Annotated in this window: 18 protein-coding genes and 1 tRNA gene; 13 read left to right on the top strand and 6 right to left on the bottom strand. The window is 44.4% G+C overall.

Features of this window, described 5'->3' with window-relative positions; all coding sequences use genetic code 11:
- Nucleotides 1-209 precede the first annotated feature (209 nt).
- From mutY to mutM, 4 genes are all read right to left on the bottom strand, one after another.
- On the bottom strand, nucleotides 210-1,394 hold the full coding sequence (gene mutY / locus H8K33_RS15160) for an A/G-specific adenine glycosylase (RefSeq protein ID WP_186891889.1): 1,185 nt from the start codon (nucleotides 1,392-1,394) through the stop codon (nucleotides 210-212).
- A gap of 100 nt (nucleotides 1,395-1,494) precedes the next feature.
- Nucleotides 1,495-2,607: a WD40/YVTN/BNR-like repeat-containing protein gene (locus H8K33_RS15155; protein ID WP_186891888.1), complete on the bottom strand. Its 1,113-nt coding sequence runs from the start codon at nucleotides 2,605-2,607 to the stop codon at nucleotides 1,495-1,497.
- Between the two features lie 119 nt (nucleotides 2,608-2,726).
- Nucleotides 2,727-4,652 (bottom strand): dynamin family protein, encoded by a 1,926-nt coding sequence (locus H8K33_RS15150; protein ID WP_186891887.1) that lies wholly within the window; start codon nucleotides 4,650-4,652, stop codon nucleotides 2,727-2,729.
- 81 nt (nucleotides 4,653-4,733) lie between these two features.
- Nucleotides 4,734-5,555 (bottom strand): bifunctional DNA-formamidopyrimidine glycosylase/DNA-(apurinic or apyrimidinic site) lyase, encoded by an 822-nt coding sequence (gene mutM, locus H8K33_RS15145; protein ID WP_186891886.1) that lies wholly within the window; start codon nucleotides 5,553-5,555, stop codon nucleotides 4,734-4,736.
- A 152-nt stretch (nucleotides 5,556-5,707) separates the two neighbouring features.
- Between mutM and H8K33_RS15140 the strand changes: the two genes are divergently transcribed.
- The 6 genes from H8K33_RS15140 (at nucleotide 5,708) to H8K33_RS15115 (ending at nucleotide 11,152) form a co-directional block, all read left to right on the top strand.
- Nucleotides 5,708-7,543: a tetratricopeptide repeat protein gene (locus H8K33_RS15140; protein WP_186891885.1), complete on the top strand. Its 1,836-nt coding sequence runs from the start codon at nucleotides 5,708-5,710 to the stop codon at nucleotides 7,541-7,543.
- 66 nt (nucleotides 7,544-7,609) lie between these two features.
- Nucleotides 7,610-8,248 carry a lipoprotein insertase outer membrane protein LolB gene (gene lolB, locus H8K33_RS15135; RefSeq protein ID WP_186891884.1) on the top strand — a complete coding sequence of 213 codons (639 nt, stop codon included), beginning with the start codon at nucleotides 7,610-7,612 and terminating at the stop codon, nucleotides 8,246-8,248.
- A gap of 7 nt (nucleotides 8,249-8,255) precedes the next feature.
- Nucleotides 8,256-9,125: a 4-(cytidine 5'-diphospho)-2-C-methyl-D-erythritol kinase gene (gene ispE / locus H8K33_RS15130; protein ID WP_186891883.1), complete on the top strand. Its 870-nt coding sequence runs from the start codon at nucleotides 8,256-8,258 to the stop codon at nucleotides 9,123-9,125.
- 101 nt (nucleotides 9,126-9,226) lie between these two features.
- Nucleotides 9,227-9,303: transfer RNA gene (locus H8K33_RS15125), tRNA-Gln, on the top strand.
- Between the two features lie 159 nt (nucleotides 9,304-9,462).
- A complete protein-coding gene (locus H8K33_RS15120; RefSeq protein ID WP_186891882.1) occupies nucleotides 9,463-10,419 on the top strand; it encodes a ribose-phosphate pyrophosphokinase in 957 nt (318 codons plus the stop codon).
- Nucleotides 10,420-10,564: 145 nt separating this feature from the next.
- Entirely contained in the window at nucleotides 10,565-11,152 is a 588-nt protein-coding gene (locus H8K33_RS15115; protein ID WP_186891881.1) for a 50S ribosomal protein L25/general stress protein Ctc, read from the top strand.
- A 216-nt stretch (nucleotides 11,153-11,368) separates the two neighbouring features.
- On the opposite strand, the gene H8K33_RS15110 is transcribed toward H8K33_RS15115, so the two are convergent.
- On the bottom strand, nucleotides 11,369-13,804 hold the full coding sequence (locus H8K33_RS15110; RefSeq protein WP_186891880.1) for a GspE/PulE family protein: 2,436 nt from the start codon (nucleotides 13,802-13,804) through the stop codon (nucleotides 11,369-11,371).
- Nucleotides 13,805-14,066: 262 nt separating this feature from the next.
- Between H8K33_RS15110 and ggt the strand changes: the two genes are divergently transcribed.
- Together ggt and H8K33_RS15100 are read left to right on the top strand one after the other, a co-directional pair.
- Entirely contained in the window at nucleotides 14,067-15,854 is a 1,788-nt protein-coding gene (gene ggt, locus H8K33_RS15105; RefSeq protein WP_186891879.1) for a gamma-glutamyltransferase, read from the top strand.
- Nucleotides 15,855-16,077: 223 nt separating this feature from the next.
- The gene (locus tag H8K33_RS15100; protein ID WP_343043833.1) at nucleotides 16,078-16,869 is read left to right on the top strand and encodes an oxygen-binding di-iron domain-containing protein; all 792 of its coding nucleotides are present in this window, start codon (nucleotides 16,078-16,080) and stop codon (nucleotides 16,867-16,869) included.
- Between the two features lie 74 nt (nucleotides 16,870-16,943).
- Here H8K33_RS15100 and H8K33_RS15095 read toward each other — a convergent pair whose 3' ends face one another.
- The gene (locus tag H8K33_RS15095) at nucleotides 16,944-18,689 is read right to left on the bottom strand and encodes a cation:proton antiporter domain-containing protein (RefSeq protein ID WP_186891878.1); all 1,746 of its coding nucleotides are present in this window, start codon (nucleotides 18,687-18,689) and stop codon (nucleotides 16,944-16,946) included.
- Between the two features lie 264 nt (nucleotides 18,690-18,953).
- Between H8K33_RS15095 and H8K33_RS20195 the strand changes: the two genes are divergently transcribed.
- The 5 genes from H8K33_RS20195 (at nucleotide 18,954) to H8K33_RS15070 (ending at nucleotide 24,957) form a co-directional block, all read left to right on the top strand.
- Entirely contained in the window at nucleotides 18,954-20,570 is a 1,617-nt protein-coding gene (locus tag H8K33_RS20195) for an ATP-binding protein (RefSeq protein WP_186891877.1), read from the top strand.
- Nucleotides 20,571-20,615: 45 nt separating this feature from the next.
- A complete protein-coding gene (locus tag H8K33_RS15085) occupies nucleotides 20,616-21,341 on the top strand; it encodes a response regulator (protein ID WP_186891876.1) in 726 nt (241 codons plus the stop codon).
- 157 nt (nucleotides 21,342-21,498) lie between these two features.
- Nucleotides 21,499-21,900 carry a hypothetical protein gene (locus H8K33_RS15080; protein WP_186891875.1) on the top strand — a complete coding sequence of 134 codons (402 nt, stop codon included), beginning with the start codon at nucleotides 21,499-21,501 and terminating at the stop codon, nucleotides 21,898-21,900.
- An 82-nt stretch (nucleotides 21,901-21,982) separates the two neighbouring features.
- On the top strand, nucleotides 21,983-23,110 hold the full coding sequence (locus H8K33_RS15075) for a S41 family peptidase (protein WP_186891874.1): 1,128 nt from the start codon (nucleotides 21,983-21,985) through the stop codon (nucleotides 23,108-23,110).
- A gap of 110 nt (nucleotides 23,111-23,220) precedes the next feature.
- Nucleotides 23,221-24,957 carry a CocE/NonD family hydrolase gene (locus H8K33_RS15070; protein ID WP_186891873.1) on the top strand — a complete coding sequence of 579 codons (1,737 nt, stop codon included), beginning with the start codon at nucleotides 23,221-23,223 and terminating at the stop codon, nucleotides 24,955-24,957.
- Nucleotides 24,958-25,008: the final 51 nt, after the last annotated feature.

Below are 25,008 nucleotides of genomic sequence, written 5' to 3'. Positions count from 1 at the left end.
CCGAATTAAGCCGAATTAATTCGAAAACATAACAAAGCAAAACATCGGCAATTGAATAACATCAACAACATACGATGAAACAAGTGTGGCTTACGCATAAAACGATGTAAACCACGATGTGATGAAAAACCCGTCATCCGCGATGAAACACGAATCATCACGGATGAAATTTAATCTTCATCTGACGCCTTAAGTCAAACTAAGTCAAACTAAATCAAATTGGCGGTCAAGGTTTGTAAAAGTGTTTTCACTGGTGCGGGTAAAGCGAGTTGCTCCACTTGCTTGAGATCAGTCCAACGTAAATTGCTCTCACCAACGAACTCAAACCTGCGTGAAATTATGAAATGAATTACACGAATGTGCAATTTAAAATGCGTAAAAGTATGCATAAATGGTGATAGCGCGATGGCCGATTTAATTTCACCGAAATTATTTACCATACTCTGGGCACGCACCTGATCGTGCGACGATATGGTGGTCGACATGGTCATTGATTCAAGCGACTCCGTCGCGATCACACGCGCTTCTTGCATGCCATCTAATTCTGGCAAGGAAACTAAGCCGCCCCAGATTCCGGTCATCGGACGTTGCTCTAGTAAGACCTCTCCCTGATGTTCTAGCAAAAGCATAATGACATGTTTTTCCTTTTGCTTACTCTTTGGCTTACGCACTGGCAATTCAGCGGTACGCCCTTCAGCGAAAGCCACACATCGTTGCTGAAACGGACAACGCAAACAATCGGGTTTACTACGCGTGCAAAGGGTAGCGCCCAAGTCCATCAAACCTTGGGTGTAGGCAGCGATGCCAGCTTTAGGTAATAAGGCTTCGGCACGTAACCATAAATCGTCTTCGACTGGTTTTAGTCCGGGATAGGCATTAATACCAAAGACACGAGCGAATACACGTTTTACATTACCGTCCAAAATTGCTGCTACTGTTCCGTAAGAAAATGCAGCGACTGCCGCCGCGGTCGATCGACCAATTCCAGGCAAGGCTTGCAGCAATTGTGGGTCACTAGGAAAAATACCCTGATACTTTTCCACGACTTGCTTCGCACATTGATGCAAATTGCGCGCACGGGTGTAATAACCCAAACCGGCCCACAATGCCATTACTTCCTCAACGGGTGCAGCGGCTAAATCATGCACAGTTGGGAAGTTTTCAAGAAACCGTAAGTAGTAAGGAATAACTGCAGTTACCTGAGTTTGCTGCAACATGATTTCAGACAACCAGACACGATACGCATCACTGGTGTTTTGCCAAGGCAAGCTATGGCGACCATGCTGCTTTTGCCAGGTAATTAATGCGGCAGAAAATTCTGGATCAAAATAAATCGAGTCCTCGGGCGTTTTACGTGGACGAAGTTGCGAGTTTACCGCTATTTTTTTATTCATGAATATCGATTCAAAGCAAAATAAAAGGTGGTTCTGATTCTAGGTCGTTCTGATCCTAAATCGTTCGACTTCAGAAGCCACCTCCGAACTTGGTACGAGATCATTCACTGATCAAGCGCTTACCCGCATATTTCATGACTAAACCTTTTGGACCAACAGCCCAGCCATGTAAGGCATCAGCGAATCCCATCGCATTTAAAGGCGTTTCACTTAACACTTCCCAAGACTGACCGCCATTTCGGGTCACACCAGATCCGGCTAATCCACCCACCACAAAGGTCTTCGCCTGGCCTGGCACTGTCACGACTACAGATAAGAAGCCTAAAGGTAAGGCAGGTGCGGCTATCCAAGTTTTGCCTTTATCTCGACTAATCACCGCATTTAATCCATCACCCTTCGCTTTTTGATAATCACCACCGACCGCAAAACCCAATCCTTCATGGTTAAAGGCTACCGAGAACAAACCTTTTGGTGGTGCACCGGCGGCCACTGCTGTTTCTGAAAAAGTCCAGTTTTGACCACGATCTGCGGAATGAAACACGCGTGTCTTATCCGCACCGCCGGTCGCAAACCAAACATCATTTTTCCCAGTCACAGAAACGCAAGTACCACTCGCCGCAAATGCCCCCTCATTTGGTAATGCCGTTAACTGAGTTAAATCTGCTGCGGCATTTTTCCAAGTCTTGCCACCGTCATTGGTGATCAGCACTTGGAACTGTCCTGCAATCGGATCACCAAAAATCACACCATTTTTCGCATCCCAAAAATCAATTGCATCCCAAAAACCACTGGCTTCGCCATTGACTATCATCAGTTCCCAAGTGGCGCCGCCATCGATCGTTTTATAAATGGTCGAAGCTTTACCTGGTCCTGCACTCATGGCAATCGCAGTGAATTTATCAATCCCCTGAATATCACGAAAATCAAGTTGACTCGCTTCTGGCAATTTCAAACTAATCGACACGTTTTGCCAATTTTCTCCGTCGACGGTACGAATCACCGTACCTTTCGCGCCGCTCGCCCAAGCTACATGACGATTCACCACCGACAAGCCACGTAACTCAGCAGTTATTCCTGCATCGATTTTTTTCCAAGCATCTTGTGCAAATGCTGACATCGACACTGATGCTGACACTAAAAAACCACTCAGCGCCAAGCAAATGCCTTTGCTGAGAGTTACCGTACGAAGATAAACAGGGTGACGGTTTTTCATTTTTCTTCTCCTCAATAGAAAAACGCTGATAAAAACTTTATCAGCGTTTGAGATATCAATCGCGTACAAATCACTTCAGCGATCTTACTTTAACAAGTTAATATGCAGAGCAAATCTAATTACACCGCGCTTAATTCAGCAGACAAAGCTTTATGAATATTGTGACGCAATTCTTCTAAAGTTTTTTTCTGTGCATCCACTTCCGTCATCATCGCTTCAAAGCTAGAAATTTTTTCTTCCAAGCTGTCTGTTGCGACGTGAATTCTCTGTATCGATTGCATACGGTTCTTCAATTGATTTTTATGCTCACGAATCTGCGCTTCAATTGGTGCCATGACCACTTTTTGCCAAGCTTCCACATCACGATTTGCTTGCGAAAAACTTTGTTTGACGCGCGCAGAAATCGAATCAAAAAACTTTTGCATCAAGACTTTTTGCGAAGTCGTCATTAAAGTAATGGTGCTAAATTGCCTTTGAAACACAGACTCAATCGCCGTGATTTCTTGCATATACTTATCGAGAGAAAATGGCATCGGTGCAGTCAGCGCTAAGCCATGCTCTGTCGAAAATTTACGATACATAATCGCCATCATCTCCGAAATTTCATCGGTTTTACGATTCGACGCTTCCAAATTCAATTTAATCTGGGTGAAGAAATTTTTAATCGCTTCTTTCAAGCCTAATGAAAACCTGCTCGATTCCATATCTTCTCTGGCGGTCTTAATTTCTTCCTTCAGAATATCCATGCCTAAGCTGGTATAAACCTCTGTGGATAAACGCGTAAATACGGCACGCGTGCCCTGCATCTTCATCAGGCTGGCATCAAACTCTTGCTTCTCTAAAGTCACGCGTTTCATCATGTGTTCGATCACATTTTGATTTTTCCCGCGCAAACTTTTTAATTCATGTAGTTGTTCGTTAACGCCGCGGCCGCGCGCATTAATGACTGCATATTGGCCATCGGTAATCTCTTGGATATCACTTGCTAACTGAGCGCGAATAATATTTTTCTTAGACGGGATCAGTTCTTTAGAGAGCGCATATTCAAGCTTGGGCAAACGGCTCTTGGCGAGCAAAGGTGCATCCTTATTAATTTTTGCGACCAAACCTTTTTGCGCAGAGATAGGAAATATCTGTTTCTCTTCTAAACTCAAAGTGTGCGCAACGGAGGTAATCTGATGCTGAATTTGCGCTTCGATTTCTTCCGGTGTACGCAGCTCATCCCACATGCTGTCAATCTTATTCAAGACCACCATACGACCAGCACCACTGCCGATATGATCGCGCCACACTTCAATATCGCTCTTCGTTACACCGGTATCTGCCGCCAAAATAAACAACACAGCATGCGCATTCGGAATCAAATTCAACGTCAATTCTGGCTCGGTACCAATCGCGTTTAGGCCCGGCGTATCGACAATGATCAAGCCTTGCTTTAATAATGGATGTGGAAAATTCACAATTGCATGACGCCATTGAGAAATTTCAACCAAGCCGTCTTCATCCACTTCCAAAGCCGCATCAGGATCGCTTTCGTCATACAAGCCATATGACTTGGCAACTTCTTTACTCACCTTCTTAGTCAGGCTGACTTGCTTAAACGCTTCCAGCATACCGTCGCCAGATTTCGTATCAAGCGGCAGCACCGTCCACACATGCTGGTGACCTTTATATTCTGTAGTGCTTAAAGTCTCGCTACGCGTTTCAATTGGCAATAGGCGAATACAAGGTGGCATGCCCTCGTCATACAATAATTCAGTCGGGCACATGGTGGTACGACCAGCCGAAGATGGCAAGATACGTTGACCATACTCTGCAAAGAAAATCGCATTAATTAACTCTGATTTACCACGAGAGAACTCTGCCACAAACGCAATCGTCAATTTATCGTCAACCAGACGTTCTTTCAAACGCATAATGCGCTGGTCGAGAATGCCATCAGCAAAATCAGAACCAGCAATCCAGGCACGATATTGCTCAATCGCCTGTGCAACACCTGAGCGCCAACCACTGTATTCTTCAAAGTTCTGAACCAAATTACTCATAGCATCCTCAAAATTATTCTTCTAGCGCCGTCGAGTGGCAGATTGTTTTCTTCTAGAAACTCAACAATACGACATTCTGGCTCATTTTTGACAATTTACACAATAAAAGCTGCTACGTTGGCCTTGTACAATGTGTCTAATTGTCCCTTGACAAACACGGCAAGGCTCACCTGCGCGGTCATAAACAAAATAAGATTGCTGAAAATACCCGGTTTTACCATCGGCACCGACGAAATCCTTCAGGCTACTACCTCCGCGACTAATCGCTAATGCCAGCACCTCTCGAATCGCAATAGTCAGGGCCTGATAACGTTTTAGACTGATACGATTTGCTGCGGTTTTTGGGTTAATACCCGCTCTAAACAAGCTTTCTGATGCATAAATATTACCAACTCCGACCACAATATCGCCCGCTAATAGCACTTGCTTAATAGCCGCATTGCGCTGCCTTGCCTGCTGAAACAAGAATTCAGCGGTGAAATGATCGGTTAATGGTTCCACGCCTAAACGACGCAACAATAAATGCTCTTCCAACGAACCATCCGCATTATCATGCCAAAGCACGGCACCAAATCGACGCGGATCAGTTAGACGCAGCATTTGCTCACCCAGCAAAATATCGACATGATCATGCTTTTGCGGCGGCGTTTTGGAAGGCATAATCCGCAAGTTTCCAGACATCCCTAAATGGATTAATAAACTACCGTGTGCAAAATGCAGTAGTAAATATTTCCCACGGCGACCGGTTGCTAAGATCGTTTGATGCAGAATCAGTTCCCTTAAGTTAGCAGGGAATGGCCAACGCAGACCATCTCGCCTTAGCACCACCTCACTCACTTTTTTCCCATCAACATGGGGTTGCACTCCCAATCGTGTGACCTCAACCTCGGGCAATTCCGGCATAAAACTCTCTCATCGGCAAACTTAGCGTTACAGGGCATATACAAGTTGACACAAATCGCGTTACATTTCAGCGTAAAATCATTTGCATCAAGATCTTCTTAACGGACTATTGTACCTAGCTTCAGCAATTCTCTCATTTATCCCAGAATCGAATGAAAATAACCAATTACTACACAAGTCCACTGCTGGTAACACTTTGCCTGATCGGCATCTCTATTCACCCAGCGTTAGCACAATCATCGAATAAGACAGAAAAAATCCCTTACAGCAAGCCAGTCAAGACAAAGGCAACATCAGGCAGCCCTAAGCTGATTCTTACTGAAGAAAAATCAGCCGTAGCACAAGATCCGCAAAGTAAGGCAGGCGAGACGGGACTATCAAAAGAAATTCTATATAAACTAACAGCGTCTGACATCGCACTTCAACGTGGAGAATGGCAAGGGCCGTTTGTTACCATTATGGGACTGGCACAACAGACTCGTGATCCTCGATTAGCAAAACGCGCGGCTGAGATCGCGATGTCTGCGCAGCAAATTGATGAATCCATGTCCGCGGTACATTTGTGGCGGGAGTTAGCACCAAATTCACAAGAGGCAGATCAATACTATTTAAGCTTGGTGGTAGTTAAAAATGATTACCCTGCGATAGAAAAATTTTATTCTGAATGGCTGAAAAAGAGCACGCCTGAGGAAAAGCCCGGTGTCGTTCATCAAGCGCAACGAAGCTTAAATCGAACCAGTAATAAGCAAGCAGCTTTTCTTAGTTTAGAAAAAATTCTAAGGGACGAAAAAAATAGTATTGACGGTCATATTGCTTTGTCCCGAGCGGCTTACCGAGCCAATGACGTCGAACGTGCACAACAAGAAGCGAAAGCCGCTTTAGCGCTCGATCCGAACTCTGAACTTGGCATCCTGACGCTTGCCAACGCCTCTGAAAAATCAGCAGCGTTTGAGCTGGTTGCAGAATTTCTAAAAAACAATCCAAACGCGAAAGAAGTAAGACTAGCTTATGCGACCATGCTGATGGATAGTAAACAACTGCCATTAGCCAAAGCAACGTTTCTCAGCTTTCTGCAAGACCCCGATAAATCACCACTTTCAAAAGCGCAAACCTTACATACCCTAGGCAGTATCGAACTAGAAATGGGGCAACTTGATGTGGCGGAAAGCTACTTTAAACAAGTCTTGGGTGCTGTTGCCAAGGACGAAGACAATAGCACCGCGTATATCAGCCTGGCACAAATTGCCTTGCAAAGAAAAGATAAACAAACAGCAGATTTTTGGCTCAGTAAAATCGAATCAAATGAAGGTAAAAATCCCGCTTGGTTCACGATACAAATGCGGCGCGCCATGTTGCTAGCAAGTGATCGTAAATTTTTAGAGGCACGTCAGTTCTTACAAACGGTAAAGGCAAATGCTGACTCCGAACAAGTTCTGCTATTACAAACAGAAGCGCAAATCATGCGCGATGCAGGACAAAGTACAGAAGCCTTCGTCCTGCTACAAATGGCATTATCTGAGTTTCCGCGAAGTGCGGAGCTTTTATACGATTTCGCCATGTTGGCAGAATCATTGAAGCAGTATCCCGATATGGAAATGGCGCTGAAACAATTAATTCAAATTGCGCCTAACAATGCCTTGGCCTATAACGCACTCGGTTATTCATACGCAGATCGCAATGTGCAATTAGATGAGGCATTATCTTTAATCGAAGCAGCGAATCAATTAAATCCAAACGATCCTTATATTTTAGATAGCTTAGGTTGGGTAAAATATCGATTAAAACAGTTTGCCGATGCGGAACAGTATTTACGTCTATCATTAGGCATGCGACAAGATGCTGACGTCTCCGTACATCTGGCCGAGATCTTATGGGTACAAAGTAAAAAAGAAGAAGCGCTTCAATTATTTGCAGAAGCCCGCAAACGAGATCCCGACAACGCGCTATTAAAAAGCACGCTGCAAAGATTGGAACTCAATTTACCTTAGTCAAACTTGTGCTTACCCAAGCAACTTTTACCTTGTACTTTTGTTTCTAAACGACGATTATCTTCCATGCTAAAAAACGGGCAGCAATTACTCTCTTTCTTCAGGCAATCAACTTACCTTAAGTTATTTCTACTCGCTGCATTCAGCACACTACTGAATGCTTGTAGTACGACGCCAACCATCAGCAGTGCGCAAATTAGCAAACCACGTGTATGGCAAGAACAAGTGCAATTAACTGGACGCATTTCTATTCAATATCAACAGCGAGAACAAGCAGAAACAATCAGTGCTGGCTTTGAATGGCAACAGGCTGCTCATGACTTGCATATCAGTCTAAGCTCCCCATTGGGACAAACCATCGCCACAATTCAACAAACGCCGATGGGCGCCAAATTAGAACAAGCCAAGCAAGAACCACGTACCGCTGCGGATATTGAACAATTACTCGCAGACAGTTTGGGGTGGTCTATTCCTGTCATTGGACTAAAAAGATGGTTGCAAGGATTTGATGTGCAAGCGAACGGAAAAACAGTCGCAGTGCCAGTTCAAGACTATTTCCAATTGCAAGCACAAGGCTGGCAATTGCAGTTTGTAAGCTGGCAGGAAGACGCTGGTGTTGTTCATCCGAAGCGTATCGATTTACAGCGTTACACTGAAGAGTTAGGCGAAGTAAAAATTCGCATTGTGATTGACGAATGGAAGTGATCGAGAAATGCATCAACCTCAACTTCTAAACTGCCCAGCACCAGCCAAACTAAACCTTTTTCTACACATTACTGGTCGTCGTGCAGATGGTTATCATCTGCTACAAAGCGTATTTCAATTAATTGATCGCTGCGACAGCTTAGATTTTTATGTTCGCCAGGATGGTGAGATACATCGTTTAAACCAAGTTCATGGCGTACCGGAACAAGATGATTTGGTCATCAAAGCTGCGCGTTTATTGCAAAGCTATACAGGGACTCTTCAAGGTGCTGAAATCCATCTGCATAAAAATCTACCGATGGGTGGTGGCCTTGGTGGCGGTTCATCTGATGCGGCAACAACATTAATTGCACTTAATCATTTATGGAAGTGCAATTTGAATCGACAAACACTTATGCAATTAGGCTTACAGCTTGGTGCAGATGTTCCCTTCTTTATTTATGGTCAAAATGCCTTTGTCGAAGGAATAGGCGAACAGATGCAAGCTGTGTCGACATCAGATCAATGGTTTATCGTGATAGAGCCAGGTGTCCATGTACCGACACCAACAATTTTTTCCGCCAAAGAGTTGACAAGAAACACGAAGCCCGTCAGAATAACGGACTTTTCCAATGCAGCGAAAGTTGAGTGGAAAAATGATATGCAAGCTGTTGCTTGTGCTTTACACCCAGAAATTGCAGCGGTCATTCATTGGCTAAAACAATTTGAGCTTCATCAGGGTGATGCCAAGATGACGGGATCGGGCTCTTGTGTTTTTTGTGCTTTTCCAAACGAAGAAGCGGCAAAAAAAGTATTCAAACAAGTACCCAGCCAATGGACATCATGGATTGCTAAAGCATTGCAACAACATCCTATAAATTTGAAAGTTAATTTATAGTGCATCACAAAAAATTTGGTTGATTGCTGATTTCAAGATAAAATAGCGGCTTCGCTGATTATCAAACGAAAATGAAGTAAGCAATTGATAAACGGTTGTGTAGGGGAATCGCCAAGCTGGTTAAGGCACCGGATTTTGATTCCGGCATGCGAAGGTTCGAATCCTTCTTCCCCTGCCATAAGATACAAACCGATTACAAGCCGCCGCATACAAAATGATGCGGCGGCTTTTCGGTTTTTTACGGCAGTATTTTCAGTAATCATTACAACAAGAATTTGAACCGTGATGCTGAGTATTGTTCTCTTGAAGTGGCTTTTTTATTCCCTTAGGTGATCTCATGGCACACGCTCTCGACAACATGATGGTCTTTACTGGTAATGCCAATCCTGCTTTAGCGGCAGGCGTTGCAAAGCAACTCGGCATTCGTCTCGGTAAGGCTGACGTATCCAAGTTTTCTGACGGCGAGGTGATGGTTGAAATCAACGAAAACGTGCGTGGTAAAGACGTTTTTGTTTTGCAATCAACTTGTGCGCCAACCAATGACAACTTGATGGAAATCATGTTGATGGTTGATGCCTTAAAGCGCGCTTCAGCTGGACGTATCACCGCAGCTATTCCGTATTTTGGTTATGCACGTCAAGATCGCCGCCCGCGCTCTGCGCGTGTTGCGATTTCTGCCAAAGTGGTAGCGAATATGTTGGAAGAAGCTGGTGTTGGTCGTGTTTTGATTATGGATTTGCATGCAGATCAAATCCAAGGTTTCTTCGATATCCCAGTTGATAATATCTATGCATCGCCGATTTTGTTGGGTGATTTGGTAGCGAAAAATTACGAAGATTTATTAGTTGTTTCTCCTGACGTTGGTGGCGTAGTACGTGCCCGTGCTTTGGCAAAACGTTTAGGATGCGATTTGGCCATTATCGACAAGCGTCGTCCAAAAGCCAATGTATCTGAAGTGATGAATATTATTGGTGAAGTTGAAGGCCGTAACTGCGTGATCATGGATGACATGGTTGATACAGCAGGCACTTTGACCAAGGCGGCGGAAGTATTGAAAGAGCGCGGCGCGAAAAAAGTATTAGCGTATTGTACGCATGCTGTTTTGTCTGGCCCGGCGATTGATCGTATCAATAATTCTCCGCTCGATGAGTTGGTAGTGACAGATACGATTCCTTTGTCAGCCGCTGCGCAGGCGTGTTCCAAGATTCGTCAATTGTCTTGTGATAGTTTGCTGGCGGAGACCTTCCGTCGTATTACTAAAGGCGAATCGGTTATTTCTTTGTTTTCAGATTAATCAATCGCGAACAAAGAATCGGTATTGTTTTCGGCTGATGCGTACAAAGTACGTATCGGTCATTTTCACTTTCCTGGTCGCGGGAAAGTCAACGCAAGCTAGCTCGTGATGATCATGAATAGTTTGCTTATTTTGGAGTATTAAAATGAAAGTAGTCGCATTTGCACGTAAAGAACAGGGCACCGGAGCGAGCCGCCGCCTGCGTAATGCTGGTCAAACACCTGGCATCATCTACGGTGGTACAGAGCCAGCAGTGAACATCTCATTGGATCACAATGCATTGTTCCATGCATTGAAAAAAGAAGTATTCCACTCTTCCATTCTCGACATGGATGTTGATGGTAAAGTAGAAAAAGTATTGTTGCGTGATTTCCAGATGCACGCGTTTAAACAATTAGTTTTGCACGCTGATTTCCAACGCGTCGATGCAAACAAAAAGATCCACGTTAAAGTACCTTTGCACTTCATCAACGCTGAAGTTTCTCCAGCAGTGAAATTGTCTGCTGCAGTGATCAGCCATGTTGCTGTTGAATTGGACGTAGAATGCTTGCCAGCAGACTTGCCAGAATTCATCGAAGTTGATTTGTCTAAAGTTGAAGCTGGTCAATCCGTACACGTATCTGCATTGAAATTGCCAAAAGGCGTTTCTGCTGTAGTACACGGTGATGACGCAACTGTTGCTATCGCTGTTAAACCAGCTGGCGCAACTTCTGCAGAAGCTGACGCAAAATAATTTAAAAGAGCTTACTCTTTTAAATCGAAAGCCACCCTCGCAGGTGGCTTTTTTTATACCTTTTTCAGGGCTTGCCTTGATTTCATCGTGCTAAATAAAGCCCTCTGCGCAAGCAACTGCGCGACCGGTTTTTGAATTTCCGGTGCTCGCTGTACTCGAGCGCAGGTCCGTTCCTCAATGCAAACTTCGACCGCTCGCTACGATTATGCAGAAGTCTTAAATACAAACCATACGGATTTCCGCTAGATCTGTTGTTCCTTGTAATACTTTTTCAATCGCATCCTGACGCAAAGTTTTCATTCCCTCTTTTACCGCTAACTTGAAAATATCTGCACTACTGGCACCACAACTGATCAAGCGCCGCATTTCGGTGCTCATCACCAATAACTCATGTATTCCCATGCGACCGTTATAGCCAGTACCATGACAAACCGCGCATCCTAAGCCGCGTCGGCCATAAATACAGGAATTTTCACCGAATTCTGTCTGCCAGCGCGTTATCATCTTTTGCCGCTCTTGTTTGCTCAGAGACTTCTCCATCGTGTTCAACGTATATTCATTCACCAATTGCTCCAATTCTTCCGCGCTAAACTCAAAGCGCTCTGCGCATTCAGTACAGACACGTCGGGCTAAGCGTTGCGATAAGATCGCTTGAGTTGCGTCTGCCAGATTAAATGCTGGCACATCAAGATCCATCATACGCATCAATGTTTCTGCCGCAGAATTCGTATGTAAAGTCGAGAGCACCAAATGTCCGGTCATTGAAGCTTCAACTGCCACTTTCGCTGTCTCCGAGTCACGAATTTCTCCCACCATAATGACATCAGGATCCGCTCTAAGAAAAGAGCGCAAGGCCTTCGCGAAAGTCCAACCTATTTTAGGTAACACCTGCACTTGTGAAATATTTTTTTGTACGATTTCCACCGGATCTTCTGCAGTCCAGATCTTCTTGTCGCTACTATTTAACTCTCTCAAAACCGAATGCAAAGTCGTTGTTTTGCCACTACCGGTTGGCCCACATACCAAGATCAAGCCATGTGGCTTATTAATCTGCAGTTTGAATTTTTCTAGTAACTCTGGATGCATACTAATTTTTGACAAGGGAAGTGGTTTGCCAGCACCGAGTATCCTGACAGTGACGACTTCCAGCGCATTCGAGGTTGGAATGCTAGACACTCTGAGATCAAGTTTTTTATTCGCATAACCAAAAGTTATTTTCCCATCTTGGGCTTTTCTCTTTTCAGAAATATCCAAGGAAGCCATGATTTTGATGCGTGACACCACAGCGGGATGAAAGTTAATAGGATAAGTCGCACTGACTTCTAATTTGCCATCTTTACGAAAACGAATTTGCGAATTTCTGGTACGTGGGAATGCCTCGAAGTGAATGTCCGATGCACCTAAACGTATCGCATCATTAATTGTTTTATTAATCAAACCAATGACAGTTTCATCGTTCTCATCAATTTTTTTCAGTAAGGGACTCTCATTTATCGCAGTCGAAAAGTCATCTGTTTGTTCATCGGCATCGTCGTCTTCAGTTTGGTTGAGCGCTTGATCGTGACGATCTGATTTTTCGATACCATTTGATTCGTTGATTCTTTTTTTACTAGCGACAAGTTCGGTTGCTGAGGCGGCACCGTTACCAGCCAATCGATGATCTTTCTTCGTACCATTCAATTCAGTATGATTCACGACACCACGCTTCGATTCGGTGTAACGACTTAAAGCTGTCTCAATTTGTTCATAGCTGGAATACACCAGAATGGTGCGATATCCAGACAAGAATGAGAAATAACGCTGTACTTCCGAATCAAATGGATTGGCGACTGCCACCACGATACGATTATCAAAAATAGTGATCGGCATAGCATGTTTCGCATGAGCGATTTTCAGCGGAATAAGGCGCACTGCTTCAGCAGAAATCTCCAAATTTGAAACATCCACGATAGGAATTCCACGTTGTCTGCTTAGCGCCCAATTGAGCTGCATTTCGGTAATGCTGTGATCTGCAATAAGAATCTCACCTAACAAATGTCTGGTGCGTAATTTACTTTGCAAATTAAGTGCATCAGCCAAAGTAGAATCGCTCAACAAATTGCTTTCTAAAAAATACTGTCCCAATAATTCACGCTTGGCGCCTTTGGGATAAGCATTGTTTTCCATCATCGACACGTTATTGCGTAAAGTTTGATGCGAGTCGATTTCATGTTGAGGCTTCTTTTCATTCAACACGCGCCCTTTTAACTTAGCGTGCATATCAGAAAAGCTGGCAATTTCCGGCACACTTTCTACACCACTGACTATTTCTTGTATGTGCCCACGAATCTCTTCAATCTTGTTTTTACTAATAGGATCGTTCCGGCTAACAGCAAACTGCGGATGACTAAATTCAAAAATGTTTTTAATAAAAACAATTTCATCTAACACATCGGTAGGAAAACCTTGTCTGCCGGGACGTTCAGAAAATAAGAGACTATCTAAATAATGCAGGCAATCGACACTTCCCCAAGTACTATCAATGATAGTCACAATGCGTGGGTATTGAGCCGCCAATTGCTTTGCTTCGACACCATATAGCGCAAGTGCACGGCTAAGATTGGGATAACTGGCAGCAGGAGCCTGAGCCAAATTCTGAGATACGTTATTCATTGTATTTTCTTTCAAAAAGAAGGAAACAACGAGGCGATATGAAATGAATTGTAGTTTCTCGAAGGAAAAATACCAGTGCGAATAGACAAATAAATTGCGATAAAAATCAAAAACAAGGATAGGTAATGAACTTTCTTCTCTTTTACTTAAGACACTATTTCCAATCAAATCTCGACATATTCAGCATAGTTAGCGACAATCAAGTTTCTGCAAAGTAAAAATCTTACAAAGACTGGCATGCATTTGCATTTCCATTGTCTAGATGCAGACTTACCTCGTTCGTATAAGGAAACTAGTTGTGTCTTCATTCAAAAAAATTCGTCTCGCATTATTCGCAACCGTCTTCACTGCCGCACAAATTGGTGTTGTTCATCTCAGCCACGCACAAGGTACCGGTGCGCAGATTCAGTACGACACCAGCTACGATATTCTCAGCCCAGTCAGAGCAAAAAATGGCATCGTTTCAAGCGAGCAGGTGTTAGCTAGCCAAGTCGGCCTAGATGTTTTAAAACGTGGAGGAAATGCTGTCGATGCCGCGGTTGCTGTTGGTTTTGCACTTGCCGTGGTATTGCCTCACGCGGGCAATATCGGTGGTGGTGGTTTTATGCTGATTCACGACGCTAAAAGTGGTAAAAATATTGCCTTAGATTTTCGCGAGCTAGCGCCGGCTCTCGCTCATCGCGATATGTTTCTCGATACCAATGGGAAAATCATTCCTGGTAGTTCAACCTCTTCTCATCTTGCGGTTGGTGTTCCCGGCACTGTTGCTGGTCTTGATCTAGCCTTACGCCAATATGGCACGATGTCATTAAAAGAATTAATTACACCATCGATCAAACTGGCCGAACAAGGGTTTGAAGTGACACCCTATCTTGCGCAATTATTAGAAGCAAGTCGCAATCAATTAGGCAAATGGGAATCTAGCCGCGCCATTTTCTTTAACGGTGATCGTCCTTTGCGTGCAGGTGAGAAATTGGTGCAAAAAGATTTAGCGAATTCTTTGCGCTTGATCGCACAGCAAGGCCCAAAGGCATTTTATGAGGGTGCTATTGCACAAAAAATTGTCGCCGAAATGAAAAAGCATGGCGGCATGATTAGTGCCGACGACATGAAGAATTACAAAGCCATTGAACGCTTGCCTGTTAGCGGAAATTATCGTGGCTATCAAGTCGTTTCAATGCCACCACCGAGCTCTGGCGGTGTACATGTCATACAGATGCTGAATATGCTGGAACACTTTCCAATCGCCAAACAAGGTTTAAATAGCGCCCAAAACATCCATACATTAACCGAAGTAATGAAGCTAGCGTACGCTGATCGAGCTGAATATTTAGGCGATCCAGATTTTGTCAAAGTGCCGGTGACTGGTTTAACCTCAAAAAGATATGCGGATGAATTAGTTCGCAATATCAATCCCGATCGCGCAACACCCTCTGCACAAATCAAACCTGGCAAACCCTTGCCATATGAAAGTGATCAAACTACGCACTACTCAGTCGCAGACAAGTTTGGCAATGTGGTAGCGACAACCTATACACTCAATTTGCTATTTGGTAGCGGCATCGTCGCCACAGGAACTGGCATTACCTTGAACAATGAAATGGATGATTTCTCAGTGAAAGCAGGCGTTCCAAACGCATTTGGTTTGGTTGGCGGCGAGGCGAACTCAGTGGCCGCAAAGAAAAGACCACTTAGCTCGATGACACCAACCATGGTATTGAAAGACGGCAAACCATTCTTAGTCACTGGCAGTCCTGGTGGCAGCCGCATCATTACCACTACTTTGCAAATTATTCTGAATGTTATCGATCATCAATTAAATCCAGCAGAAGCGACTATCGCGCCGCGTTTACACCACCAATGGGAACCTGACGTGATTCGTATGGAACGCGGTTTTAACGCTGACACATTAGAAATCTTAAAACAGAAAGGCCATAAATTTTCAATTGGTCGCTCAATGGGCCGCACCCAGACTATCAAAATCACCGCCGAAGGTTTAGAAGCTTTTGCTGATCCACGCAATCCAGATGGACGCGCATTAGCTTACTAAGTTTTATGTCGCTAACGCAGATACAGTGCAAACACGCAGCTCGATACTTGCACTGTATCTTTGCCCACTACATACGATCGCAATAACTTTGTCATATCGTCACTAACTGTCTGTTTTTACAGACTATTTTTTGTGCAATCGCAGCGCAAACTTAATCCATATCAAATTTCCCTTTATTGCTTGATCTAAAATAAGTTTTTAGTGACCAATAACAGGAGTCTTCGTGGCAATTGAACTATTCAATAATGGCAAACATAGTTGCATCATGTTCAATGATCTGGTCACAGGCTCTGCCGAAGATGCGGTACAGGCTAACCAATTTCTGATCGTCTCGCATGGACAAGGCGCTTTGATCGACCCTTCGGGCAATATCACTTACAACGCACTAACCTTGGCGATGCAAAAATATCTGCCAAAAAAGAATCTGGAATTTTTGTTTGCGTCACATCAAGATCCAGACATTATCGGTGCTCTGGATAAGTGGCTGTACAGCACAGAATGTCATCTCTATGTATCGCAACTATGGGCACGCTTTGTTCCACATTTTTGCAATCTCAATCGTGCTGATGGTCGTATCATCGGGATTCCAGACGAGGGTATGCCTGTACCTATGCTAGGTTCAACTTTATATGCTGTTCCCGCGCACTTTCTGCACGCAGAAGGCAATTTTCAATTTTATGACAGCACTTCGAAAATTCTGTTTTCTGGTGATATGGGAGCATCTCTGGTTGAGGCGCAAAGCATCACAAAACCAATCACGACCAAAGCCGAATTCTATGAACAACTTCATACCATGAGCGGTTTTCATAAGCGCTATATGGTGTCAAATAAGGTTTGTCGTTTCTGGGTCAATATGGTGCGTCAAATGGATGTCGCCATGCTCGTTCCTCAGCATGGTCGTTATTTAACCGGCGAGGCCATTTCTGCATTTCTCGATTGGATAGAAAATCTGCAGTGTGGCATCGATTTATTTTCGCAAGAACATTATCGTTTTCGTCCATTGCCAGGCAAATAAATAATCACCTGGCAGTAGCTTTAAGAGAACTGCAATCCAACGGCCGACTTCAGCAAGCAAATGCGACAATAAATTCAACGTGCTGGACGCTGATTTGATACTCTAAGCTCTCGCTCCTGATCAAGAATATGATTGATTTCCCCTTCAGGAATCGAGAGCGCATTCAACGCAAAAAACGATAACTGCAATCCTGCTTCTAGAGTTTCGGGCACCACCGCTGTCGCTCCCGCAGTGCGTAATTCGAGAGCGTGAATTTCGTCACGGGAGCGCACATAAATCGGCAGTTTCGGATATTCACTACGTGCCGCTAACACAGCATGCATCGCCGCAGCCGGTTGATCCATGGTTATCAATAAAGCTGCAGCATCTTGCATATGCATCTTACGCAATAATTCGGGACGCGATGCATTGCCATAAAAGACTTTACGTCCCTGCTTCCGTAAATTAGCAACCACGTGAGCGTCATGTTCTACTGCGACATAAGTTACACCCTGCTTTTCTAAAATATCCGCGAGTAATTGTCCAACACGACCGAAGCCCGCGATCACCACATGCCCGCTCAAGGCATCAGGTAAATTTTCCTGCTCATGTACTTGCTGCGAACAGAATTTTTTCTCTACATATTGACCGAGGAAATGTCCGGCCTTGGCAAAAAATGGTGTGAGCAACAAACTGATACTAACGACCAACAACATAAACTGTGCAAGATCACGTGGAAAAATACTGGTAGTCGCTGCGACGCCAATAATCACAAATGCAAACTCACCACCCTGACTCAACAAAAAACCGCCCTCTATAGATTTACCCCAGCTCAAACTTCCCTTACGCATAATCAGGCAAATAACCGTCGTCTTAATTAATACCAAACCAAATACCGAGCTTAAAATCCAAATGTAGTTCTGCGCGAATGCACCGAGATTAATTCCCATTCCAACCGACATAAAAAACAATCCCATCAATAAGCCTTTGAAGGGTTCTATCGTGACTTCAACTTCATGCCGATATTCGGTTTCAGCGAGTAATAAACCGGCCAAAAAAGCACCTAAGGCCAAAGACAATCCTGCTGCTGCGGTCGCTCCGGCAATACCTAGCGTCACTAGCAAAGTCAGCGCCATGAACACTTCTGGTTGTCTTTGTTGGGCAAAATAGCGAAACACTGGAGCCACCACGCGGCGCCCAGCTAAAAAGATTAACAACACGGCACCCAAAGATTTTAGTAGTGTGATGCCAACCACAACGCTCAAATCATCCGTCGTTTTTTGCCCCAATAAATCAACAAGAATCAAGAGCGGCACAACAGCAAAATCCTGCAGCATCAACATTGAAAAGCTGGCCTGCCCCATCGGAGTCGCCATCGCTCTTTGCTGCGTTAATAGTTGCATCACAATCGCAGTTGATGACAATGAAAACACCAAGCCTAAAAGCAAAGCGATTTCTAAACGATTACCAAACCAGTAAGCGACACTACCTATGGTCAACGCGGTCAATATGACTTGCGCACTGCCACCCAAAAACACCCAACGCCGCAAACTCCACAATCGTTCTGCCGATAATTCAAGGCCAATCAAAAACATCAGAAACATCACCCCTAGTTCGGCAAGTGACTGCACTTCTGCATCACCAGAAAATGCGATGACTTTCAACCACGGCAATTGCTCAGAAAAATGTGCGAGCCCGAACGGCCCGAGGATCACGCCTATCGTTAAAAACCCAAGTACTTGATTGATTTTAAAGCGCTGCAACAAAGGGATCAAAATGCCAGCAAGGGTCAGAAAGAGTAAAGTCTCCCTGAGAAAAGGCAAGCCAGCTTGATGTTCCATGCAGGACTCCAGAATAGATAAGATTTTCAATCCTAAATTATAAGTGCAAGCAAGATTAAGGTATTGCCGCAACGCAATTACAATTGAGATTAACAACAAAAGTCTGCTGCACCTACTCACTTAATCATGGATAAATGATGGAGTCATATCATAAAATGAAATAAATCCCCGCGTTCACAACAAAAGCTGAAGGCCACAAAAAAAGCGCTTGGCGCAATGTATCCTTCGCTCTACACTGCCAGCTTTACCTCAACGACCTGCATCGTGAAACTCTCTATTGGCTGGCGCTTATTTTTCGCTGTTTTATTATCGCTCATCACCATCGTGATTGTGGCTTTACTGTTGATGCGCGAAAAAGTCAGTAGCAGCTTTGCCGACTATGCACTCAAGATTGAATTAGACAGGCTGCAAGAAATCAGCGAATCCATACAAGAGCAATACGAGCAGCATGGAGATTGGTCATTTCTGCCAACAGATCCAGCACAAAAAAAACTGTGGATTAATCAGGAGTTAATACGCCTGTATCAAATCAAGACTAACACCTCTGTAGCAACTGAAACCACAATATCAGCAAAAGCAACAGCGGCCACTCAGCACAGAACAGACCACAAAATCAGTCAGGCTAAGAATGCTGCGCCCGCCAACCCAGTTGCGCCAGCAAAACCCGTTGCAGCCAAACCACCACCACTGCCGCCTTTGCCACCCCCGCCACCTTTACCGCCACCACTGGGAGCCAAACCTGAGCAAGCACTTAATCCTAGTAATGCAGACACATCTGTCTCGCAAGATGACCAATTGCAGAGCTTACACAGCCGTATCAGCCTGATTAACGAAGGACAAGCTTATTTGGCGGGACGACCGCTACAACACCACCCCAGTGGATTACGTGCGCTTTATCATCAAGGTAAAATCGTCGGGTATCTATCGGTACAGAAGTCGCGCATACCAAGTGATGAGATGGCAAAAGATTTCTTACAAGAGCAAGCCGATATGATCGTGATAATTATCATGATTAGTATCAGCCTAAGTGGCTTAGCCGCGTTACTGCTTGCCTTGCACTTCCGACGACCAATCCATAAACTCGTTGACGGCGCACGCGCATTAGAGCAAGGTCACTTTGAAACGCGGTTGGCGGTGCAACGTAGCGATGAATTAGGCGAGCTAGCAACAAGTTTTAATCAACTGGCAGAGAAACTAGCACAAGCGGAACAAAGCCGACGTCAATGGGTGGCAGATACTTCGCACGAATTACGCACACCTATTGCGGTGTTACGAGCGCAGCTAGAAGCGCTACAAGACGGCGTGCGCCCGCTCAATTCTGACAGTTTGGCCTTGATGTTACGGCAGGTCTTATCCCTCAATAAATTGATTGACGAACTATATGTCTTAGCGAAGGCAGATATCGGCACTTTGCAATATCAGATGCAAGACATGGATATTTGGACTTTGCTCGTCGAAGAAAGTGCGCATTTTCAAGAAAGAATTCACAAAGCAGGCTTACATCTGACGGTAGCTGCGGCACCACAAGATAGGCGTATCGAGGGTGATATCGAACGCATGCGCCAAGTCATTCACAATTTACTAGAAAACGCTGTGCGCTACACGACGCAAGGTGGACATATTCGAATTCAGGCTCACAGCGATCAACAATTTCTCATTATGCACATTGAAGACAGCGCACCAGAGGTTCCTGCAGACGCTTTATCGAAATTAGGCCAGCGCTTCTATCGACTAGACAGTTCGCGCAGTCGTGAACATGGCGGTTCAGGCTTAGGTCTATCTTTATGCTGTCGAATTATGGAAGCACATCACGCCGACATTGAATTTTCAGCGTCGGAACTAGGTGGTTTGCACGTCAAACTCCGTTTTAAGTTAGCTTGATTTTTGTCGCAAAGACCTATGTCAATAGAATAGACCACAAACTATATGCAGAACTATAAGTCGAACTACAAGCCTACTCATATTCCTCAAATCTTGATTATTGAAGATGAACCCGATTTAGCGTCTTTGATCGCAGACTACGCACACGCCTCGGCTTATCAAAGCAGTATTATTGGCAATGGTCGATTAGCACTTGAGCAGATAAAGCAGCATGAACCGGATTTGATCGTGCTCGATCTAATGCTACCGGAATTAGATGGCATCAGTTTGTGCCGCGCAGTCAGAACTTTTTCGCAAGTGCCAATTATCATGGTCACGGCAAAAGTCGAAGAAATTGATCGCTTGCTAGGTTTAGAAATTGGTGCCGATGACTACATGTGCAAACCATTTAGTCCAAGAGAATTAATGGCTCGCATCAAAGTTATTTTACGCCGCGTATCTACTACAGCAGTGATGGCTACACACGATGAAAAGCCGACTGTCGTTCAAATCGATGCTGCGGCCTTTCAAATTTATTTGCATCAGCAATTATTGGAATTAACCCGTAGCGAATTTTTGCTGCTTCAGCATTTCATCGCGCACCCTGGCCAGGTCTTTTCACGCTCACAATTACTCGATTTCGTCACACAAGATAATCTAGAAGTAACAGATCGTGCGATTGACAGTCATGTTAAAAATATCCGCAAGAAGATTGCACAAATACGGCCGGACGACAATCCTATCCATGCGATCTATGGGCTAGGTTATCGTTTTGATGGTTTCAGCAATTAGGATACGATTCAATGATTTCACCTCCGCAGCAAACTTCATAAAGCTTTCCTACCCACCATCAATATTCGCCATTATTTCTCCACAATTGCACCTCAAGATGACATCGTTGGCTAACGGAACATCGCCAATTCATCCATACAACGCACTAGGAGAAATCATGAAACCTGTAGCTATCGTACTCTTACTCGCTACTGTCGGCGCGGCCGGGCTGAGTGTTGCACAATCCAAAATCAAATCGGCTGACAGCAGTAAGGACAGCACTGTCATCACCATTCAATGTGAAGAAAAATCGATAAGCAATCGATGCCTGAAAGTCCCTGCTCCACCGGCACCGCCAGCACCACCGGCACCGCCCCCACCACCTCCAGCTCCAGAATTGCCGTCACTGCCAGAAATCTATATTCCTGAAGCACTTCATGCCATTTGCGCAGATAAAGCCGCGGGTACAAGGATCAAAGCACAACAAAGTGATTCGACACAATTCAGTGGCACTTGCATCAAACGTGACGGGAAAATAATTCTCGACATTGATCATATTCGCCAGCGCAAACAATCCTAATCCTGGCCACCAAATCACAAAAAATGATCCCCTACTCAGATCAGGGTAGGAGATCCAACATCCAATTTAAGTAAGGAATCTTATGCACACGTTTAACACTTCGCCCCTGCACTTCCTCAAGCCTTTATCCGTCGCCATCAGCGGCCTCTTTTTCATTTCAGCTAATGCACTAGCGCAAATGCCCAATACAAAAAAAGACCTAAACATCAGCGCGAAAGATAAGCAGATTGTCATTCAAGAACTCCAGCAAAGCATGTCGAAAAAATACGTGTTCCCTGAAGTCGCTGATAAGGTCAATGTCATGCTCAATCAAAGGCAAAAAAATGGTGAATACGATCAAATCACCAGTGCTCGCGAATTCGCCAAAACTCTGACAGAACATTTACAACTGCAAACCAAAGACAAGCATTTGAATATTCATGTCGAGCTCAATGAAATTCCCGTTGGTAACGCGAATGGCGAACCTAGCCCCGAAGAGAAAATCCGTTTGGATGCAGAGGAACGTCAATTCATGCAAGCGGTGAATTACGGTGTTGAAAAAATTGAGCGTTTGGGTGGCAACGTCGGTTACTTCGAATTACGTGGCTTCGGCACGACTGAAATTGTAGGGCACGCGATCAGTGCAGCGATGACGCTGTTACATGCTAGCGATGCGCTGATTATTGATTTAAGAAAAAATGGTGGTGGTTCACCACAAACCGTAGCACTCATCGCGAGTTATTTCACCGATCCTGAAGTCCACCTCAACGATATTTATAACCGGGCAGAAAACAAAACAACGCAAATCTGGAGCACGCCATACACAGCAGGTCCGCGCTACGATAAGCACAAACAAGTCTATATCTTGACGAGTCAACGCACTTTTTCTGCTGCTGAAGATCTGACCTACACCTTACAGAGTTTAAAGCGTAGCATCACAGTCGGCGAAGTCACTGGCGGCGGTGCTCATCCGGTTGACGGGCAGCGATTGCATCCACACTTCATGGCGAGCATTCCTTTTGGACGTTCGATTAATCCCATCACCAAAACCAATTGGGAAGGCACGGGTGTAAAACCAGATATTCTGACGAATGCAAATGATGCCTTAGGCATCGCACATCGTAAAGCATTAGAAAATTTACTGACAAAAGAAAAACATCCAGGTAAAAAAGCGGATATCCAACGCTCTTTAGATAAACTCATGAACGAGAAGAGTGCCAGCGTGAAATAACTACATCTTCGTCATGCCTAAAATGGTGGCGCTCCTGCTTCGCTCACTTCACCATTCTCCAATCTTTTTTTTGATTAATCACATTTCCATTAAAAACCAAAAGGTATTGTATGCTGATACGACTATTCATCACCTTCACACTCAGTCTATGCATCTGCCATGCACACGCGCAAAAACCAGACCTCGGTGCCGAATACGAAGTCAATGACAAGGTACTCATCAAAACCAGTGATGGCGCTAACATTTCGGCAATCATGGTGCGCAAAAAAAATCTATCTCAAGCCTTGCCAACCATATTGCAGTTCACGATCTATGTGCGTGATCGCGATTTATTGAGTTTGAAAGAAGCCGCAGATCATGGCTATGTTGGCGTCATGGCCTACAGTCGAGGCAAGTATCTGAGCACAGACCCAATCACACCTTATGAATATGATGGCAAAGATGCGAATGCCGTCATCGACTGGATCAGCAAACAAAGCTGGAGTAATGGCGCAGTGGGGATGTACGGTGGAAGTTACAATGGATTCACTCAATGGGCCGCGACAAAGAATTTGCACCCAGCTTTAAAGACCATCGTGCCTTATGTTGCTGGCGGCCCTGGCATGGGGCTGCCGATGGAGAACAATATCTTCATCAATCCTAATTATCAGTGGACCTTCTATGTGAGCAATAATAAAACGCTTGATGATGCAGTCAATAATGATCGTCAACGCTTCCGTAAAATGCAATTTGACTGGTGGTACTCAGGTCGCGCCTATCGCGAAATTGATCAGATCGATGGCACACCCAATCCCTTATTACAGAAATGGTTGCAACATCCTGCCTATGATAGTTATTGGCAAAACATGGTGCCTTATCAAACAGATTTTGCGCAAATTAAAATCCCAGTTTTATCGATCGACGGCTACTACAATGACAGTCAAATTTCTGGCCTCTATTATCTGAGAGAGCATACAAAATATCTGCCCAACGCGGAGCATTATTTAATCATCGGCCCGTATGGACATTTCGGTGCGCAACGTGGTGGTGAGAAGATATTAAATGAGATGGAAGTTCCATCGAATGCGCTGATCGACACCAAAAAAATTACCTACGATTGGTTCGATTACGTCCTCAAAAATGCCAAGAAACCTGAAATACTCAAAGACAAAATCAATTACTTCGTCATGGGAGAAAATCAATGGCGGCACGCTGCTTCTTTAGCAGGCATGGCGAATGGGCAATTACAATTTTATCTGAGCACATCGAAGAAAAATAGCAAGTATCGCTTACAAGATAAACTTCCCTCAGCAGAGCAATACTTAACGCAGACGGTTGATTTCAAAGATCGACAAACCAGCAATAACGATTATTATCCATCGCCTATCATTCGCAAGAAAATCGACACAAGTAATGGTTTGATCTTTTTCAGCGAGCCGCTGAAAGAAGACATGATTATCAACGGTGCTTTTACTGGTGAAATTGTCGCCAGCATCAATCGACGCGATATGGATTTTGGCATTACCTTGTATGAGCTAAATTCCAAAGGCGAGTATTTTCATTTATCTTATGTGATTGATCGCGCTAGTTTTAGCAAGGATCGCAGTCAAAGACATTTACTCGAACCACATGAAATAACACGACTAACATTGCCGTCAACACGCATGGTCAGCAAACAACTCAAAAAAGGTAGCCGTATTGTGGCGTATCTGAATATCAATAAGAACGCGTTTGCGCAGCTCAATTATGGGAGCGGCAAAGATGTCAGTGATGAAACCCTACTCGACGCAAATGAAAAATTGATCGTCAAGTGGTATGCGCAGAGTGTGATCCGGATTCCGGTGCTGCGTTCGACACCCAAGTCCTGATCAAAGACCAAGCTACATAAAACTTAGTCGATCACATCAATTATCGAACGA

This window comes from Affinundibacterium amnicola, assembly GCF_014284275.1.
GTDB classification, from domain to species: domain Bacteria; phylum Pseudomonadota; class Gammaproteobacteria; order Burkholderiales; family Burkholderiaceae_D; genus Undibacterium; species Undibacterium amnicola.
This window is presented reverse-complemented; position numbering and strand designations above follow the sequence as displayed.